Source organism: Bacteroidales bacterium (genome assembly GCA_016709865.1).
In the GTDB taxonomy this organism is placed as follows: domain Bacteria; phylum Bacteroidota; class Bacteroidia; order Bacteroidales; family VadinHA17; genus LD21.
The window spans coordinates 90,063-105,868 of the sequence record JADJLX010000002.1; the positions used below are offsets into that span (position 1 = coordinate 90,063).

At 37.5% G+C, this 15,806-nt stretch carries 16 protein-coding genes; 15 read left to right on the top strand and 1 reads right to left on the bottom strand.

The window, feature by feature from the left end:
* The first annotated feature begins 2,733 nt into the window (after nt 1-2,733).
* The 9 genes from IPJ16_02345 to IPJ16_02385 all read left to right on the top strand — a co-directional run bounded on the left by IPJ16_02345 (nt 2,734) and on the right by IPJ16_02385 (nt 9,060).
* Nucleotides 2,734-3,309 carry a hypothetical protein gene (locus IPJ16_02345; protein ID MBK7626037.1) on the top strand — a complete coding sequence of 192 codons (576 nt, stop codon included), beginning with the start codon at nt 2,734-2,736 and terminating at the stop codon, nt 3,307-3,309.
* A gap of 1,061 nt (nt 3,310-4,370) precedes the next feature.
* On the top strand, nt 4,371-4,829 hold the full coding sequence (locus IPJ16_02350; GenBank protein ID MBK7626038.1) for a hypothetical protein: 459 nt from the start codon (nt 4,371-4,373) through the stop codon (nt 4,827-4,829).
* Nucleotides 4,830-4,865: 36 nt separating this feature from the next.
* A complete protein-coding gene (locus IPJ16_02355) occupies nt 4,866-5,366 on the top strand; it encodes a hypothetical protein (GenBank protein ID MBK7626039.1) in 501 nt (166 codons plus the stop codon).
* Nucleotides 5,367-5,419: 53 nt separating this feature from the next.
* Complete coding sequence (locus IPJ16_02360; protein MBK7626040.1) at nt 5,420-5,659, top strand: hypothetical protein; 240 nt, start codon at nt 5,420-5,422, stop codon at nt 5,657-5,659.
* Nucleotides 5,660-6,129: 470 nt separating this feature from the next.
* Nucleotides 6,130-6,519, top strand: coding sequence for a hypothetical protein (locus tag IPJ16_02365; GenBank protein ID MBK7626041.1), 390 nt, complete (start codon nt 6,130-6,132; stop codon nt 6,517-6,519).
* Nucleotides 6,520-6,662: 143 nt separating this feature from the next.
* The gene (locus IPJ16_02370) at nt 6,663-6,932 is read left to right on the top strand and encodes a hypothetical protein (GenBank protein MBK7626042.1); all 270 of its coding nucleotides are present in this window, start codon (nt 6,663-6,665) and stop codon (nt 6,930-6,932) included.
* A gap of 797 nt (nt 6,933-7,729) precedes the next feature.
* Entirely contained in the window at nt 7,730-8,200 is a 471-nt protein-coding gene (locus tag IPJ16_02375; protein ID MBK7626043.1) for a hypothetical protein, read from the top strand.
* 3 nt (nt 8,201-8,203) lie between these two features.
* The gene (locus IPJ16_02380) at nt 8,204-8,617 is read left to right on the top strand and encodes a helix-turn-helix transcriptional regulator (GenBank protein MBK7626044.1); all 414 of its coding nucleotides are present in this window, start codon (nt 8,204-8,206) and stop codon (nt 8,615-8,617) included.
* 2 nt (nt 8,618-8,619) lie between these two features.
* Nucleotides 8,620-9,060 carry a hypothetical protein gene (locus tag IPJ16_02385; GenBank protein MBK7626045.1) on the top strand — a complete coding sequence of 147 codons (441 nt, stop codon included), beginning with the start codon at nt 8,620-8,622 and terminating at the stop codon, nt 9,058-9,060.
* Nucleotides 9,061-9,410: 350 nt separating this feature from the next.
* Here the strand turns inward: IPJ16_02385 and IPJ16_02390 are convergent, their stop codons facing one another.
* Nucleotides 9,411-10,481, bottom strand: a complete 1,071-nt coding sequence (locus IPJ16_02390; protein ID MBK7626046.1) for an IS110 family transposase — start codon at nt 10,479-10,481, stop codon at nt 9,411-9,413.
* A gap of 850 nt (nt 10,482-11,331) precedes the next feature.
* On the opposite strand from IPJ16_02390, the gene IPJ16_02395 reads away from it, so the two are divergent.
* The 6 genes from IPJ16_02395 (at nt 11,332) to IPJ16_02420 (ending at nt 15,672) form a co-directional block, all read left to right on the top strand.
* A complete protein-coding gene (locus tag IPJ16_02395) occupies nt 11,332-11,760 on the top strand; it encodes a cupin domain-containing protein (GenBank protein MBK7626047.1) in 429 nt (142 codons plus the stop codon).
* A 32-nt stretch (nt 11,761-11,792) separates the two neighbouring features.
* Complete coding sequence (locus IPJ16_02400) at nt 11,793-12,143, top strand: hypothetical protein (protein ID MBK7626048.1); 351 nt, start codon at nt 11,793-11,795, stop codon at nt 12,141-12,143.
* A gap of 199 nt (nt 12,144-12,342) precedes the next feature.
* Nucleotides 12,343-13,020, top strand: a complete 678-nt coding sequence (locus IPJ16_02405) for a fibrobacter succinogenes major paralogous domain-containing protein (protein ID MBK7626049.1) — start codon at nt 12,343-12,345, stop codon at nt 13,018-13,020.
* 459 nt (nt 13,021-13,479) lie between these two features.
* Entirely contained in the window at nt 13,480-14,673 is a 1,194-nt protein-coding gene (locus IPJ16_02410; protein ID MBK7626050.1) for a glycosyltransferase, read from the top strand.
* 399 nt (nt 14,674-15,072) lie between these two features.
* The gene (locus IPJ16_02415; GenBank protein ID MBK7626051.1) at nt 15,073-15,357 is read left to right on the top strand and encodes a type II toxin-antitoxin system RelE/ParE family toxin; all 285 of its coding nucleotides are present in this window, start codon (nt 15,073-15,075) and stop codon (nt 15,355-15,357) included.
* Nucleotides 15,358-15,363: 6 nt separating this feature from the next.
* On the top strand, nt 15,364-15,672 hold the full coding sequence (locus IPJ16_02420; GenBank protein ID MBK7626052.1) for a HigA family addiction module antidote protein: 309 nt from the start codon (nt 15,364-15,366) through the stop codon (nt 15,670-15,672).
* Nucleotides 15,673-15,806 lie beyond the last annotated feature (134 nt).

Here is a 15,806-nt window from a genome sequence, read left to right on the forward strand (position 1 = left end):
GCCGGGACTGGCAAAAATTGCGCCATGGTGGCTTGTCCGCCGGGACTAATCCGACCTAAAGTACCGGGACACATAACGGCGGACGGCGCCACCACCGTTTACTACCGCAACCGCCGAGCCGTTATAGTGCATTTTCAGCCCTTGACAAATCCCAGCTTGACCCGGACAAACGCACTATAACTCCAAACCGCAAATATTCAATAGTTGATGATTTTGCCCTCGCGCACTGTTCTATAAGTTTCGTCATGACATGATAGTTTCCTCACACTTATCGGGACCTGCCAACGCTCGACAGAAATTTGCCCTCGCACCTTCACATATAAACTCTGTTATTTAATTAACAATACTGCTTTCTACCTGGATTCGGCCCTCGCGCGACCGTGACAGGTTTCGGGAGATTGCAAAATTTCGATACCGTGACTAATCCTGTTACCGTGACAATTTCATCGCTGGAGGACAATTTTAATTGAACGCACTATAACAAGGTCGGTATAGTAAATTGCCGAACGGTAGCCCGGACAAATTATTCTAATGCCCAAATCCTGCATTGGCTACCGGGAGAAATTTCTGGCTGGCATGGGTTTTTGCTCTTTCCTTTGACAGTTTTTCTATATCATGACCATTTCGCCACGCTACCGGGACTCAGCCATCTTGACAACTTTATCGCGACGTGAAACATATCGCAATCTATCGGGACTTAGCAAAAACCCATTCCAGTGACAGGGAAGTCGGCAACTTACTATACCGCCTGCCGTTAGCACAAATAGTCTTCGGTGTTATTGGCCTCCCGCCGCCATCTATTGTGTTTATCATGACAATCATATTTCGTGTCATCTGGACTGAAATATCGCCCCGCTTCTGCACCTTGACAACTTCGTCTGAAACGCATATTTCGTATACCTGGAGAATTTTATCCGCCGGCCAATTCGGGACAATTCCTGCTAAAACTACTTGTGCTAACTCCCCAAGACAGCTATTTTTAACCGGACAAATCCGTACCGCTTTGATAACTTGACTGCAACTATGCAAAATACATTACCTTTAAAAAAATAATCATTATGACCATGGCAAAGCTTTTTTGGATTTCTGCTCCACTTATCTGGACCATAAGTCTAATACTTCTAATTATCTCCTTGACTAATATTTTCCCAAACAATCCCTTAAAGCAATATAGCCTTGTAATAGGACTTGGATTTATCTGTTTTTCAGGATTAATTGGGGTTTTCTACAAAAAATTGAAAAATTAAAATCCACAGCGTAAAGATACCATGACCATTTTATGTATCCGGACTAATCAGGCCAGTCTTACATTGTTTGATTAAAGTATGACACTCTCCTATCAAAACCTTGCTGGGGTGACTGTTTCGCCACTTATTTCAGGATTTAAGACTACCATGACAGCTTTCTCCTGCCGTGACAGTTTTAATTCTACTACTTGTGCTAACAAGGCTGGTGTGGGTAATAAGCTTGTCGCAATTTTTTTCTACCGGGACCATTTTATCGTAAACCAATACTTTCACTAATCTGTTAATTCCTGCATGCCGGCTCATGACAAATAAATGTACTATTGACACTTATTCCTTTCGCCGGGACTTTGAAAAAATTGCGCCATACCCGTCTTGCAACCGGGACCATTTTCTAGCTAAAGTTCCGGGACACGTAACGGTTGCTGCGCCGGGTAACGCTTACTACCTACACCAGCCGGCCGTTAGCACAAATAGTTTGTCATGTTATTGGCCTCGCGCCGCCATCTATTGTGCTTATCTTGACAATCATATTTCGTGTCATCTGGACTGAAATATCGCCCCGCTGCTGCACCTTGACAACTTCGTCTGAAACGCATATTTCGTATACCTGGAGAAATTTATCCGCCGGCCAATTCGGGACAATTCCTGCTAAAACTACTTGTGCTAACGTCACAAGCCAGCTATTTTTAACTGGACAATTTCGTCCCGCTTTGACAACTGGATCTATGCACTTAAAACAATTTACCAAAATCCTGCTTTCGTGACAACTTCTACTTATCTGCCGGGATCAATATATATCATGACCGTTTTTTGTATCAGGACTAATTTGGCCTGTGTTAAAATCATTCCAACTAAGCCTGGATTTTTAGATACCTTGACAGCTTTCTCCTACCGTGACAATTTTAATTTGCTACTTGTGCTAACCCGGATGGTTGGGGTAATAAGCTTGTCGCAATTTTTTTTTCTACCGGGACCATTTTATCTTAAACCAATACTTTCACTCAGCTGTTAATTCCTGCATGCCGGCTCATGCCAAATAAATGTACTCTTGACACTTATTCCTTTCGCCGGGACTTTGAAAAAATTGCGCCATACCTGTCTTGCAACCGTGAGAAATTCGTAGCTAAAGTTCCGGGACACGTAACGGTTGCTGCGCCAGGTAACGCTTACTACCGCAACCACCGAGCCGTTAGCACAAATAGTCTTCGGTGTTATTGGCCTCGCGCCGCCGTCTATTGGGCTTATCTTGACATTCATATTTCGTGTCATCTGGACTGAATATCGCCCCGCTACTGCTACCTTGACAAATACGTCTGAAAAGCATATTTCGTCAACCTGGAGAATTTTATCCGCCGGCCAATTCGGGACAATTCCTGCTAAAACTACTTGTGCTAACTAAAAACCGGTAATAACCAATGTGATTAAAGCAGATACTTTGATTATTAACCAATTGGAACGATTTTTGCTAGTGAAAATTAATAATTCTATGAAAATGAAATTTCTCTATTCCTTTCAATTTTTATTCCTAGCCACATTATTCTTGTCAAGTTGTACTAAAATTGATCTAACAGCAACTGCCGAAGTTCAATTAAATACTCTACTTAACATAAAAGAGATTAATAATGGATTCATAGTTTCTGGAATAAAGGATTCAAGAATAACAATATCAAAATTGGACGTGAATTTTGATCCGATATGGCAAAAAGATAATTATGAATGGGGCGAATTATTATCTGAGGGAGGTTGGGGAGGAGCTTTCTATTCAGTTGAGGTTGTAGATATATTTCAAAAAGAGAATGGAAATCTTGTATGCTTCTGCTCAGTATCAGAAGGTGGCGATGTAATGTGGCATTCCGTGTTAATAGTCACACTTGATAAATTTGGCAATGAAAAAACTAAGACTGAATTAGAGCATACTTCGCTTCTCAGCGTTATCAGAACTAATGATGATGGATACTTACTTTTTGGTAGCAAATTAATTAAACTAAACTCAGATTTTTCGAAGGAATGGGAAAACAGTGATCAGAATTATGTTTTTCTGGGGCATCTGTTTCACCTATGAATAAAAATGGATTCGCAATTACAGGTACTTGGAGCGGTAAACAGGTTTTATTACAAAAATTCAATGACAATGGAGTACTGCAATGGTCAAAAAACAGTTATAATAAACAACCATTTAATGATTTAGGTTATGACGTCCGTCAGTTGTCAGATAAAGGATTTCTGATTATTGGCAGAACTCGGGACCTTATAGAACCTTGGGACATGAATTGTTTTTGTTCAAGAGTTCAATTAAATGATTTATTCTCGCAGTAAAAAATAAAACATTCGCTATAAAACCATTTACCAAAACACTGCTAGTGTGACAATTTCTCCTCTTTTGCCGGGATCAGAATATATCATGACCTTTTTATGTATCCGGGCTAATCAGTTCAGTTTTGAAAACCTGAATTAAAGTATGACACTCTCCTATCGAAACCCTGCTGGGGTGACTGCTTCGCCACATATTTCAGGATTAAAGACTACAATGATAGTTTTGACACCTTTAAAATTACTACTTGTGCTAACAAGGCTGGTGTGGGTAATAAGCTTGTCACAATTTTTGCTCGCCACCTTGACTGTTTAATCATGACACAAAACTTATCACTAATCTGCCAAATTCGTGACTTCCGGCTCTGGACAAATCCGTTTACCGTGACAGTTTTATCTTACGCCGGGATTTGCAAAAATTGCGCCATGGTGGCTTGCCCGCCGGGACAAATCCGACCTAAAGTACCGGGACCCGTGTCGGCGGACAGCGCCACCAACGCTTACTACCTACACCAGCCGGCCGTTATAGTTAATTGTTGGTTTTCTGCACGTTAGAGAGTTTTAAGCAACTAACTATAACCGAAAGCGAGGTTCGTTTATCGAGACAAATCCTGCTCTTTTGACTGGATTTAACATCTGGACAATTACATCATGACGAGTAAATTTACACCCATCTGCCGGGATTGGTAACCTTGACAACTTTATCAGGACAATCTAATTTCTACACCTCTACCAGAACTGAAAATAATACTCTGATATTGAACTGAGTGGCTCGATTTTTGTTGTGAACAAATTAACAATAAAACAAATTTTATGAAAAAGTTTCTTCTACTTATCCCTATTACCTTTCTCTTGATCTGTTGCAAGAAAGAGGATAATACCTTTATCGCTAAATATCAGTCAGTTATTGGACCTTGGAATACTCAATTCATAACTTATGATAGTTCAGGTATTACCGTCACAAAATCAACAAGATATGACAGGTTAATAATAAATGACGATCTTACATATACCATTCAATATGATTCTACTAACACAATCGAAAATGGTACTATAAAAATAATTTCACAGAATAATGATAAATTGGAAATATACTTTGCTGCAGTTTATCCAATGACAAGCTCATTTGCAGGGTCACATCTATTTGCTAATTCAATTATAACTCTAACTTCGCTAACAAATGACGAAATGATTCTTAAATCAAATGATCCCGGATATTATGACTATCCTGAATTCCATTTTAAAAGAAATTATTTTTTTATCATAGATTAAGAAGATATTTATAAGATTAATACTAGTACTGGATTTATGAATAGGATTACCTTGCTCCTAATCTATTCCCTTTTATTTGTTTCATGCGAAAAAGATAAGATTTCCGGTGACTTAATTGAGGATCCAAAACTATATTCAAGTCTTTACTCAGACTCGGTTGATACACTGACTATCGGGATTGACAAATGTATAATCGAAGCAGAACTATACCGGGACTTCTTCCCTGGTGGACCAATTCCAAGAAAAAGTCCATTGATTGCTTCGGTATATTTGGTTAAATGTGACAGTAATTCAATTCCTGATCATATTCAAATAAAAAAAATGTACATTATCTCAAACCAGACAATTTGGGTTTCAGACCCACTGGATAATCGACAAAGAAAATTCCCTGACTACAAATTATATGGACTAAGCAACAATGGCCCCATTTGGGATACTGACATTACAGTTGATGTTATTCTCAAAATCGTTGACAATTCAATTCCGAAGGACTATTTCCTAATCGCAAAAAATCAAATAATAGAGAGAATCGAATAGTACCCTTAGACTAAATTTTAAATCTGTACTTATAATCTGCAACTCTCTTTATCGTGACAGATTCGTTTCCACGTGACAGTTTTAATATTACAACTAACTATAACAACGCTGGTATAGGCAATAAGCTTGTCACAATTTTTGCTCGCCACCTTGACAGTTTTATCATGACGGTTAACTTCTCACTCATCTACCAATCTTTTTCCGGCTCTGGACAAATCCTGCTTCCGGGACAATTATATCTTTCGCCGGGACTGGCAAAAATTGCGCCATGGTGGCTTGCCCGCCGGGACTAATCCTGCCTAAAGTACCAGGACACGTAACGGCGGACGGCGCCACCAACGCTTACTGCCCATACCAGCGGGCCGTTATGTTTAAGCGAGCTTCGCATTATCTGGACAAATTCGCCTTAATATCAAGCTCTTACCCGTCTTGACAGGATTCGCCTAAACATAACTTTTTGATGAAAAATTGTTAATAATTTTGACTATTTCTATCCACTTGACAGATACTCCAATGGTTTTTGCTCATTACCTTGACAAATACATCATGACGGGTTAGATCCTGCCCATTTATCGGGACATTTACATCTTGATAACTTTACCATGACACCCAAATCCTATCTATTTATCAGGACTTGCAAAAACCGTTTTCAAGCATTTTTTAAAGCCTTGAAATTAATTTTTAATGTAGGACTATACTTCTCTGTTAATAAATTAACATAACTTTGATTTTTACTTTGACTCACTCACTTAAACTTAATGACATGAAACCGAGTCTATTTTATATATTACTCTTTTCCAGCATCTTGCTTCTTTCGTGTGAAAATGCGAAGGAGATGACAATAGAGAACGAAAATATGCCTTTGCTTTGGAAAGAAGTTTTTGCAGAAGATTTATATTTTGAATATACTTATAATGAGGCAAATCTTCTTTTTGAAAGGAAGACCAAATGGTCATATACAAGCTATTCTTACAATAATGACAATCAATTAGTTTCTTATGATATGTATGAAGACTTGCGTATGGCCAGCAGCGACTGGACTACTCTTCAGGCAGCAATGAATAGAACTGATTGGGTTTCCCCAAAGAATACTGAAATTTCTGGCCAAGCAACTTATTCATACAATGATAATAAGTTGACAAAATTACAGTAACACGGTTCCCAGGTGGTACCGCTAATTCCGTCACGTTTGATTATGATAATAATGGTAGGATTTCAAAGCAAACATACTATTACAACAATCAACCAAGTGGTTTCCGTGAATATAGTTATGATGAAAGAGGCAACCTAATTCTTGTGACGCACAAAGATTTAGTTAATGGAAGTCCAGTAGTAAGTTCCACAGAACAGTTCGAATTTGATGACAAAAATAACCCATACAAAGCATTTAAGCGACTTCTACAACCTGGAGTATATACCAATGAAAATAATATAATAAAGAAAACATTGACCCTTAACATTAATGTCGCTGGAGTTGACAAAATTCAGGTAACAGAATCAACGTATGAATATAATTTACAGGATTATCCAATAAAAAAAGGCGATGTCAAGTTTGAGTATAAATAATCGTTAATTTGATCTCCAATTCATAAAAATAATTCACGAATTTTAATAGAAGTCATCAACAATCGGGACAATTTCGATATCAGTGACAGATTCGTTTGGACTCACAATTTTAATATTTCGCCTAAACATAACCCGGATGGTTGAGGTAATAAGCTTGTCACAATTTTTGCTCTCAACCGTGACAATTTTATCTTGACACTTAACTTATCAATCATCTGCCAAATCCGTTTTTTCCGGCTCTGGACAAATCCAGAATCAGTGACAACATTATCATTCGCCGGGACTGGCAAAAATTGCGCCATGGTGGCTTGCCCGCCGGGACTAATCCGACCTAAAGTACCTGGACACGTAACGGCGGACGGCGCCACCAACGCTTACTACCGCAACCACCGAGCCGTTAGCATTCAGGCCCGCTTCGCGCCTACCGGGACAATTTACACATAGCTTGACAATTCCGTTACCGTGACAGATGGCCCGAAATGCTAACAGAAAAGCACGATTTCACACATCTACCGAGATTCAAAATACTTTTAAATTATGAATAAATTGCCTTTACTTCAACTATAAGCAAAATACAAAATAAAGCTTCTCGACTTTAAATGTAGATTCTTGAATTTTACATATGAATATATTTCATCATTTCTACTAAATATGATAAAAATATTTCAACAAGAAATATCTCTTAATATGTTGATAATTATCGATAAATCTACTCTAACTGCTTAATTATTTTCATTATGTTCGAAAAATATTTGGAGATTAATTTTAAGTATCTATATTTGTAACTTAACTTATAAGTGAAGAAAAAGCTAGAAATAGAACTTTTCGAAGAGCACACAAATGTCAATATCTACACAGTTCGATATCAAAATGATTTGTCAGAATTTGACAAATTTTTGAACAAGTATCCATTGGGTTGTGAATTTGATGAAGATATTGACATTATAGTTACATGGATAACTAAAATCGGCGAAAAAGGAGCATTAGAAAGGTACTTAAGGCCAGAAGGAAAATTCAAAGATAATGTTTATGCTATTCCTATTGAAACTACCAATTTAAGATTATATGTTATTCGAATTTCAGACCATATTATTATTCTTGGTAATGGAGGAAACAAGAAAACAAAAACTTACAACGAAGATCCTGAACTCAATAGTTACGTTGAACAACTGCAATCCATAGATGTTTTACTTAGGAGTAGACTCATTAAAGGAGCTATTCAAATTTTTGAAAAACAACTATTTGGTAAACTTGAGTTTGAAATTTAAACCATGAAAAAGAATCCCCGACTTGAAGAACGAAGGAAGTTAATTCCAACTGAAATTGACTTATTTGTAACCAGATCATTTGATATAGTTGATAGGATACATGAAATATTAACTTTTAAACAACTAGATCAAAAAGATCTTGCAACTCTACTTGGAAAAAAGGAGTCTGAAATTAGCAAGTGGATGTCTGGTACTCACAATTTCACCATAAAAACAATTGTTAGGATTGAAAAAGTTCTTGGATCTTCTATTGTTAAAGTGGTGAGAAAAGAGGACCAAATTCAGAAACATCCAACCCTTTTTCTTGTAAAAAAAGAATATGCTCACTTTAATCAAGGGAAAAAAATCAATATTGGAGAATCTCAAGAAATTGAGATCCATTCAAAATTTCAGAAAGCAACATCCTATCTTTCATAAAAATGTCAAAGACAAAAGAAGTACAAGTTAAGTTCTTAAAAGTAAAAGAATTGTCGTTTTCTTGTACAGATATCGCCAATGATCTGGATTACAGTATTATTGAAAAATATTTAAAAATTGAAATCGGTTTTAACTTCCAACTGAAGAAGGAAGAAAATGAATTCATAATTGGTACCTTAATCCAATATATTTTTAAAAAGGATGAAGTCTTAAAATATGAAAATCAAACTACTTTCAGTGTTTTAAATATTGATGAAGTAGTTACAACTGAAAATGACAAAATCAATATTAAGGACGAATTTCTGATATCTCTACTTAGTGTTGTAATTGGGACTACCCGAGGCATGATGATAAAAAATACCATGGGAAAAAAAATTAACGAATTTCCTCTCCCAATTTTAAATCCTAAAGAGCTACTTGACAATATAAAAGAGAAGCACTAAAATTTAATCAAATCGACACTCTTTGGGTCTTGACTCGTTTAAATATCGTCAGATCTGCCAATAAATAGATACCCAGACAATTTTAAATCTGGCCCGAAATGCTAACACGGACAATGCTATGAAAAGCAATCGCCTCGGGTTAAGCAAATTTAAATAATATTCTTCACTTATAAACTTCTTAAAAAATCCTATAAAATCACACTGCTATCTGTGGTCAGTAAGATATGCCTGCCGCAATCACTTGTCATTTTTTATAGTAAGGGTACGTATGCTAAGGGTTGTAATCGCAATGTTACCTGCCGTGTTTTACGTTATCCCTCATTTCTTTTGACCTTATAGGTTTTGTTTTTCTATGCCACTCCTGTTATGTATGGCTTCCTGTTTTTCATTACATATCTGATTCTGTTTAATAGTTTACGTGCCACTTTGATCACAACTTTATGTCCTTTGTTATTTACCAGATGGGAATGATAGTACTGCATCATTGCAGGATCCATCCTTATTGCCTGCCATGAGGATTCAATGAGAAGGGTTCTGAGAAACGAATTACAACGAAAGGTTATTCCACCGGTATAAGTGGTTTCTCCGCTCTCCCTTATCCTGGGAATGAGACCAACATAGCTGCCTAACTGATCAATGTTCGTAAAACGATTAATATCCCCAAGTTCTGTAATTAATGCTGATGCAGTTAGCGGACCTATTCCTGATACTGATTTTAATAATGTATAAAGCTCTCTGTCATATTCCCGGATCCTTTCCCTTATCTGACGACTTAGTGTCAGCAACAGGTTCCTGTGATACTCGTATGAACTAATCAGATTGGATAGTGCATCCTGACCGCTTTGTGTCTGCATCTTTACCTGTTTTAACCACGATACAAACTTTAATGTCCATTGGTTATTGTCAAATTCCACAGGGATCGGTTCTCCGTAGTACTGAAGAAAGCTTTTTATCCTGGTCTTGCTTCGTCGAAGATCACGCATCAGGTAAAACCGTGTCCTGTTTAAGCTACGGAGTTCTTCCAGTTCACGATCAAAAATATGAATCCCCCGAAGTGACCCTTTTTCAAGTGACCGGGCGATTTTACGGCTGTCAACCGGGTCACGCTTTTGAAGCTTATCTTTCTGGGAGGTAGGAATATCGGCAGCATTGATTACAATATTGTTTATCCCAAGTTGATTTAGCCTTCGATGAATTGCATAACCACAGAATCCGGCCTCATAAGCAGAATTATACTCTCCTCCGGGAAACATTCGATGAAGATAACTATTGAGAGATTCCGGGTCGGGAGGTTGAGTGAAGGTACGGTGTTCAGTACCATCAACAAGGATCGTTACACTCCAGCTCTTCTTATGAACATCTAATCCAATGAATAGCTGTTTACCTGTGAAATCGATTTTTTTCGTAACTTGTGTTTGCATAGTCTCTAAGTTTAAGTCATTTACGAACTTTAATTTATGAAATTATTGTATCGTACCGGAGACTATGCTTTTATCATAAGTGCTATGGGTAATTTGTTTGTCACGGTTTTTGATTTTGCTCCTGCACTCAAGACAAATTTGTAATGGCCGTTGCACCCGGATACGCGCATCTGCTCACAATTAAAATCTTGCACCTTGACTAATTTCTGCCTTTGAGACAACTTTGTACCGCGATACTTCGCCAGTTCCCATTTATAAAATTCCTGCACCGGGAGCAATTCCCGGCCACTTAGCAACCTTGTACCGCGATCGCGCCTTAACGCAAAAACATTTTACTTTCAAGACACAAAATAATGATCCTAAATAAAATTGGACTACAAAAAGATCTAGACAGCTTTTTATATCTGGAGAAATTACTCTTCAGTGACAGTTTTAATTCCTTGCCTAAATATAACCCGGATGGTATAGGTAATTGGCTGCGCCGAGCTCGGACCGAGATAGTATTTACCTGCTTTGCAATTGAGATTTCAGTCGGTCCTCGGTTGCCTTCAGCAGCCCGGACTACTTCGTAATCACCCCAATGTCTATCATCGCAATTTACACCCACTTATCAAGTCTTGTATATCGTGACTAATCCTTCTACCGTGACAATTTACATATAGTGTGACAATTACATAACCTTTGACAGATCGCACAAATACTAACGAAAAAAGCATGATTCCTTATGGATCCATGATTCAAAATACTTTGTAAATTTGGTGACAGTGAAATTACAAAACCCTGTTAATGACAGATTCATATTCACTTTACTAAAACTAATTAAGCATATTTTAAAATCAAAAAAAGAATTATGGCAACAATATTTAAATCGGAAAAAAGAGAATTTCGAGAAGATCCCAATAAGATTGACAATTTTCGTTTATTCTCTGATGTTTCAATAAAAAAGAGGGGGTTAAATCCCCAAAATTTAAACTTCGATCTTAGATTATTAAATCCTGGCCAATTTTCAGCACCATTTCACTATCACAGGTTTGCAGAAGAACTATTTATGGTAATTTCAGGTTCAATGATGCTAAGAACCCCCGAAGGACTAGAAATTGTTAAAACTGGAGACCTTGTTTTTTTTGAGATGGGTGAAACAGGTGCGCATCAATTTTATAATCATACTTCTGAACCAGTCACATATCTTGATGTAAGATCATATATTGGATATGACTTATGCGAATACCCTGATTCAGAAAAAATACTTATAGCTCCATCTTTTGAGATTTTTAAATAGTTTACGAAACAACAATAAAACCAACCAATAGCATGGAGCCAATCCCAGTATTTTTTGACAATGTAAATAGAACTGCGCTTGTCATAAAACCCAATAAACCATTTTTCGATTGGCTTAATAGTATTGAGAGTCTGTCAGATGATCCTGATATTTACAATGATACCGATATCTATCTTTTGCCTGCCTTCGATGACACAGATCAAATGGAGAAGTGGATTACGAAAAACTTCGATATAATCTTTTGTGACCAAATGAATCATTGGTATACTGACGAATCACTTTGGGTCCAAAAAAGGACATTTAAATTATTTACCCAATGGTTTGATTATTCAGTTCATACCATGATTTGGGATACTTTAGATAAGCCTATTTCAAAAATGTAAATTTCTAAATAACAAACAGGATAATTTCAGATTTCCCAGACATCTGTTAACAAAATAACACACCAAGACAAATCCTGCATTTGATTCAGGACCTGCACCCCTGACAAATTTCATTTATAGTGACAGATTCTTTGCATCATGACAGTTTGAAATAAGCACAAATGCTAACAACGATATGATCTCTCGTATTTACCTTATAATGACAGTTTTGCTTATTCTAGCAATTACCTCGCAATGCAAGCGGTCAGAAAACAATACTATTAAAGATATCGATGGCAATATTTACAGTACTGTCTTGATTGGGGACTACTTGTGGATGACAGAGAATTTAAAATCGACCAGGTTCAATGATGGCTCAAATATTCCATGCGTAAAAGATCAATCAATTTGGTTAAGATTAGACTCACCTGCATACTGTTATTATCAGAATAATCTAAATTATGCGGATACTCTTGGATTTCTTTATAATTGGTATGCGGTTAACTCAGGAAAACTATGTCCTACAGGTTGGAGGGTCCCTGCAGATAGTGACTGGGTACAAATTGAAGGCACGGCAGATACAAAATATAAAATGACTGATTCAATTTGGAATAAACTGGGACTTAGAGGATTTGATGCCGGACAAAGACTTAAATCTGTCAATGGCTGGAGAAAGGGAGTTACTGGCACTGACGAATTAGGCTTTTCAGCTCTACCTGGAGGAGAGAGATTGAGCCGCTTCTATGCAGGTGGTAGTAGTGGTTTCTGGTGGACAAGTACTGAAGCGAGTGCATCGAGCGCATATTATCGAAACTTGATCTATTCTTTTGAATTAGTAGCCCGAGATACCCATCCAAAAAGAATGGGATTCTCAGTACGATGCATTAAAAATAAATAACGAAACGCTAACAACGCTGGTATAGGCAATAAACTATTTACATTTTTTGCTCGCCACCGTGACAATTTTATCCTGCCACAAAACTTTTAACTTATCTGCCAAATCCATGTTTTCCGGCTCTGGACAAATCCGTAATGCAGGGACAAATTATCTTTCGCCGGGACTGGCAAAAATTGCGCCATGGTGGCTTGCCCGCCGGGAGAGTTTTGTCACACCCTCTTTCGCGTGAAAAACGCTTCAGAGGGCGAAGCCAGGACACGTAACGGCGGACGGCGCCACCAACGCTTACTCCCTCAACAGCCGGGCCCTTATGCTTAAGCGATTCGTGCCGAGACAGTTAGTCTATTAAAAAACGCCTAAACATAACGGTAAAATCGATGATTAATGCAAAATGGGACAATTTTATTTCTAACTTGACGACAAATCCATACTTCAAGATTAATCATTTAAAGACAAAAAATGAAAATCTCAATCGTTATTAACGGAACAAGAGGAGATGTGCAACCAATGCTTGTTCTAGCAATTGGACTCAAGAAAAATGGACATGAAGTAATTCTCTTTGCCCCACCTGAGAATGAAGAAATCGCAAATAAATATAATTGTCCTTTTGTTGCATTTGGTCCGAACTACAAAGAAAAGTTCAAACAAAATGCACAAATGAAAGGTGGGGCAACTTCAGCGCCTTCCCCAAAAGAGATGAAAACGGAGACTGATAACCAGATTAAAAAGCTCCCGAAAATGGTTCAAGGTTCTGATTTAGTACTGGGTGTGGGGTTTGTTTTAGGTGTTCATACCGTTGCAGACCTCTTAAAGATCCCATATCGTTTCGTTATTTTCTACCCAATGCTTTTGGGAACGAGTAAAAAAGATCCCTTTTTCAATCGACTACTTTTCGGACTTGGCAGATCGATGACTAATCTGGTTATGAAAAGTTTCATCAATAAAAGTCGAAATGACATGGGACTACCTCCAATAAAAGACGTTTGGGAACACTGGATGGGGGAACATGTCATTGCTGCATGTGACAAAGAGTTAAATACTGTTCGAGATGGGGTTTCATTTAATTTTACTCAAACAGGATATATGTTGTTCATAGCACAAGATGGATTACCTGAATATGTGGACAATTTCCTTAAATCAGGGAAACCTCCGATTTATATTGGATTTGGTAGTAATCCAGTAGATCGACCTGAAAAGTACAATCTTATTTTTAACCAAGTCTCGAAAGAGACAAATCAAAGATTAATAGTTTCAAAAGGATGGGCAAATCTGCAAGAGAATAACTCAACTGATATTCTTTATGTCGATGAAATTCCTTTTGAATTACTATTTCCACGACTTGCAGCAATAGTATATCATGGAGGTACAGGGACTATGGCAGCAGCAGCAAGAGCTGCTATCCCACAAGCAGTTTTCCCATTTATGGCTGACCAATTTGAAAACAGAAAACAGATTATAAAACTTGGACTTGGACCTAAGACTTGCGATTTTAAAAAGTTGACTGCAAATGCAATTTCTTCAGCTATTAAAAATTGTGTAAATAATAGTGAGTTTAAAAAAAGGGCAGGTGAAATCTCCGAAAAATTAAAAATGACAGATGGACTTGACTTGACAATTAAACTGCTTGAGAGAGAATTTAAAAATAACGCCTAAGCATAACACGGATGGTATAGGTAATTGCCTTCGCCAGCCCGGACCAATTCGTAATCAGCCCAATGTCTATCACCTTAATTTGCACCCTCTTATTTAACTTTTTGTACCGTGACAAATCCTGCTACCGAGACAAAGCCAATGGGGCTGTCGGCCATCGCGCTGTTGTCATGGTTTTTGCATCACCGTCGTGACAATTTTATCAAACCGTGACAAATCCTGCTCACTTATCGGGACTCACTCATCTGGACAACTTTATCGTGACATCCAAATCCTGCTCATCTATCGGGATTTAGAAACTCCGGCGCCTAACAGCAAAATGGACAAATTAGTTTTTGTAATTAAGATTTGAATTATTGAAATAAACTACTTATCTTTGACGTTAGTAACGCTAAACGGAAAATGATTACCTCTTTTGGGACTAAGGATACTGAAAAAATATGGAATGGGGATAGAGTTAAAAACCTACCCCAGGAGATACAACAAATTGGAAGAAGAAAATTAAGGATGCTTAATAACTCACAGAACTTGATTGACTTAAAGATTCCACCATCAAATAAGCTTGAGAAACTTTCAGGCAATATGAGTGACTTTTACAGCATCAGGATTAATGACCAATGGAGAATTGTTTTTAAATGGGACGATGGAAATTCGAGTGATGTTACAATAATGGATTATCATAAATAGTATAAAATGGAAAAGCTATCAAATATTCACCCCGGAGAAATACTGCTGGAAGAATTTCTCATCCCTTTGAATATATCTGCCTATAGACTTTCAAAGGACCTTGGAATTCCACAGACCAGAACATCCGAGATTATCAAAGGCAACCGAAGCATAACTGCCGACACGGCTATACGACTGAGTTACTATTTTGGTAATTCTGCTAAATTCTGGCTTGGACTTCAGAACGACTTTGATCTTGAAAAGCAAAAAAAGTTAAAAGCACCAGAATTCAAACATATTAAAAGACTAAAAGAACACGCTGCCTGGCTATCGTGACTAATCAACCGGCTTGATTAGTAATCAACTTTTGCACACCGTGACAAATTCGTTTCATCGTGACAGTTTTCACTCTTCTGTCGCGATGGCAAAAAATGCGCCATGGTGGCTTGTCTGCCGGGACAGTTTTTCGG

Bases quoted from the DNA above. Each gene is read 5' to 3' on its own strand.
- IPJ16_02345 (MBK7626037.1), top strand. From the start codon at position 2,734: ATGAAAATGAAATTTCTCTATTCCTTTCAATTTTTATTCCTAGCCACA.
- IPJ16_02350 (MBK7626038.1), top strand. From the start codon at position 4,371: ATGAAAAAGTTTCTTCTACTTATCCCTATTACCTTTCTCTTGATCTGT.
- IPJ16_02355 (MBK7626039.1), top strand. From the start codon at position 4,866: ATGAATAGGATTACCTTGCTCCTAATCTATTCCCTTTTATTTGTTTCA.
- IPJ16_02365 (MBK7626041.1), top strand. From the start codon at position 6,130: ATGAAACCGAGTCTATTTTATATATTACTCTTTTCCAGCATCTTGCTT.
- IPJ16_02380 (MBK7626044.1), top strand. From the start codon at position 8,204: ATGAAAAAGAATCCCCGACTTGAAGAACGAAGGAAGTTAATTCCAACT.
- IPJ16_02385 (MBK7626045.1), top strand. From the start codon at position 8,620: ATGTCAAAGACAAAAGAAGTACAAGTTAAGTTCTTAAAAGTAAAAGAA.
- IPJ16_02390 (MBK7626046.1), bottom strand. From the start codon at position 10,481: ATGCAAACACAAGTTACGAAAAAAATCGATTTCACAGGTAAACAGCTA.
- IPJ16_02395 (MBK7626047.1), top strand. From the start codon at position 11,332: ATGGCAACAATATTTAAATCGGAAAAAAGAGAATTTCGAGAAGATCCC.
- IPJ16_02400 (MBK7626048.1), top strand. From the start codon at position 11,793: ATGGAGCCAATCCCAGTATTTTTTGACAATGTAAATAGAACTGCGCTT.
- IPJ16_02405 (MBK7626049.1), top strand. From the start codon at position 12,343: ATGACAGTTTTGCTTATTCTAGCAATTACCTCGCAATGCAAGCGGTCA.
- IPJ16_02410 (MBK7626050.1), top strand. From the start codon at position 13,480: ATGAAAATCTCAATCGTTATTAACGGAACAAGAGGAGATGTGCAACCA.
- IPJ16_02415 (MBK7626051.1), top strand. From the start codon at position 15,073: ATGATTACCTCTTTTGGGACTAAGGATACTGAAAAAATATGGAATGGG.
- IPJ16_02420 (MBK7626052.1), top strand. From the start codon at position 15,364: ATGGAAAAGCTATCAAATATTCACCCCGGAGAAATACTGCTGGAAGAA.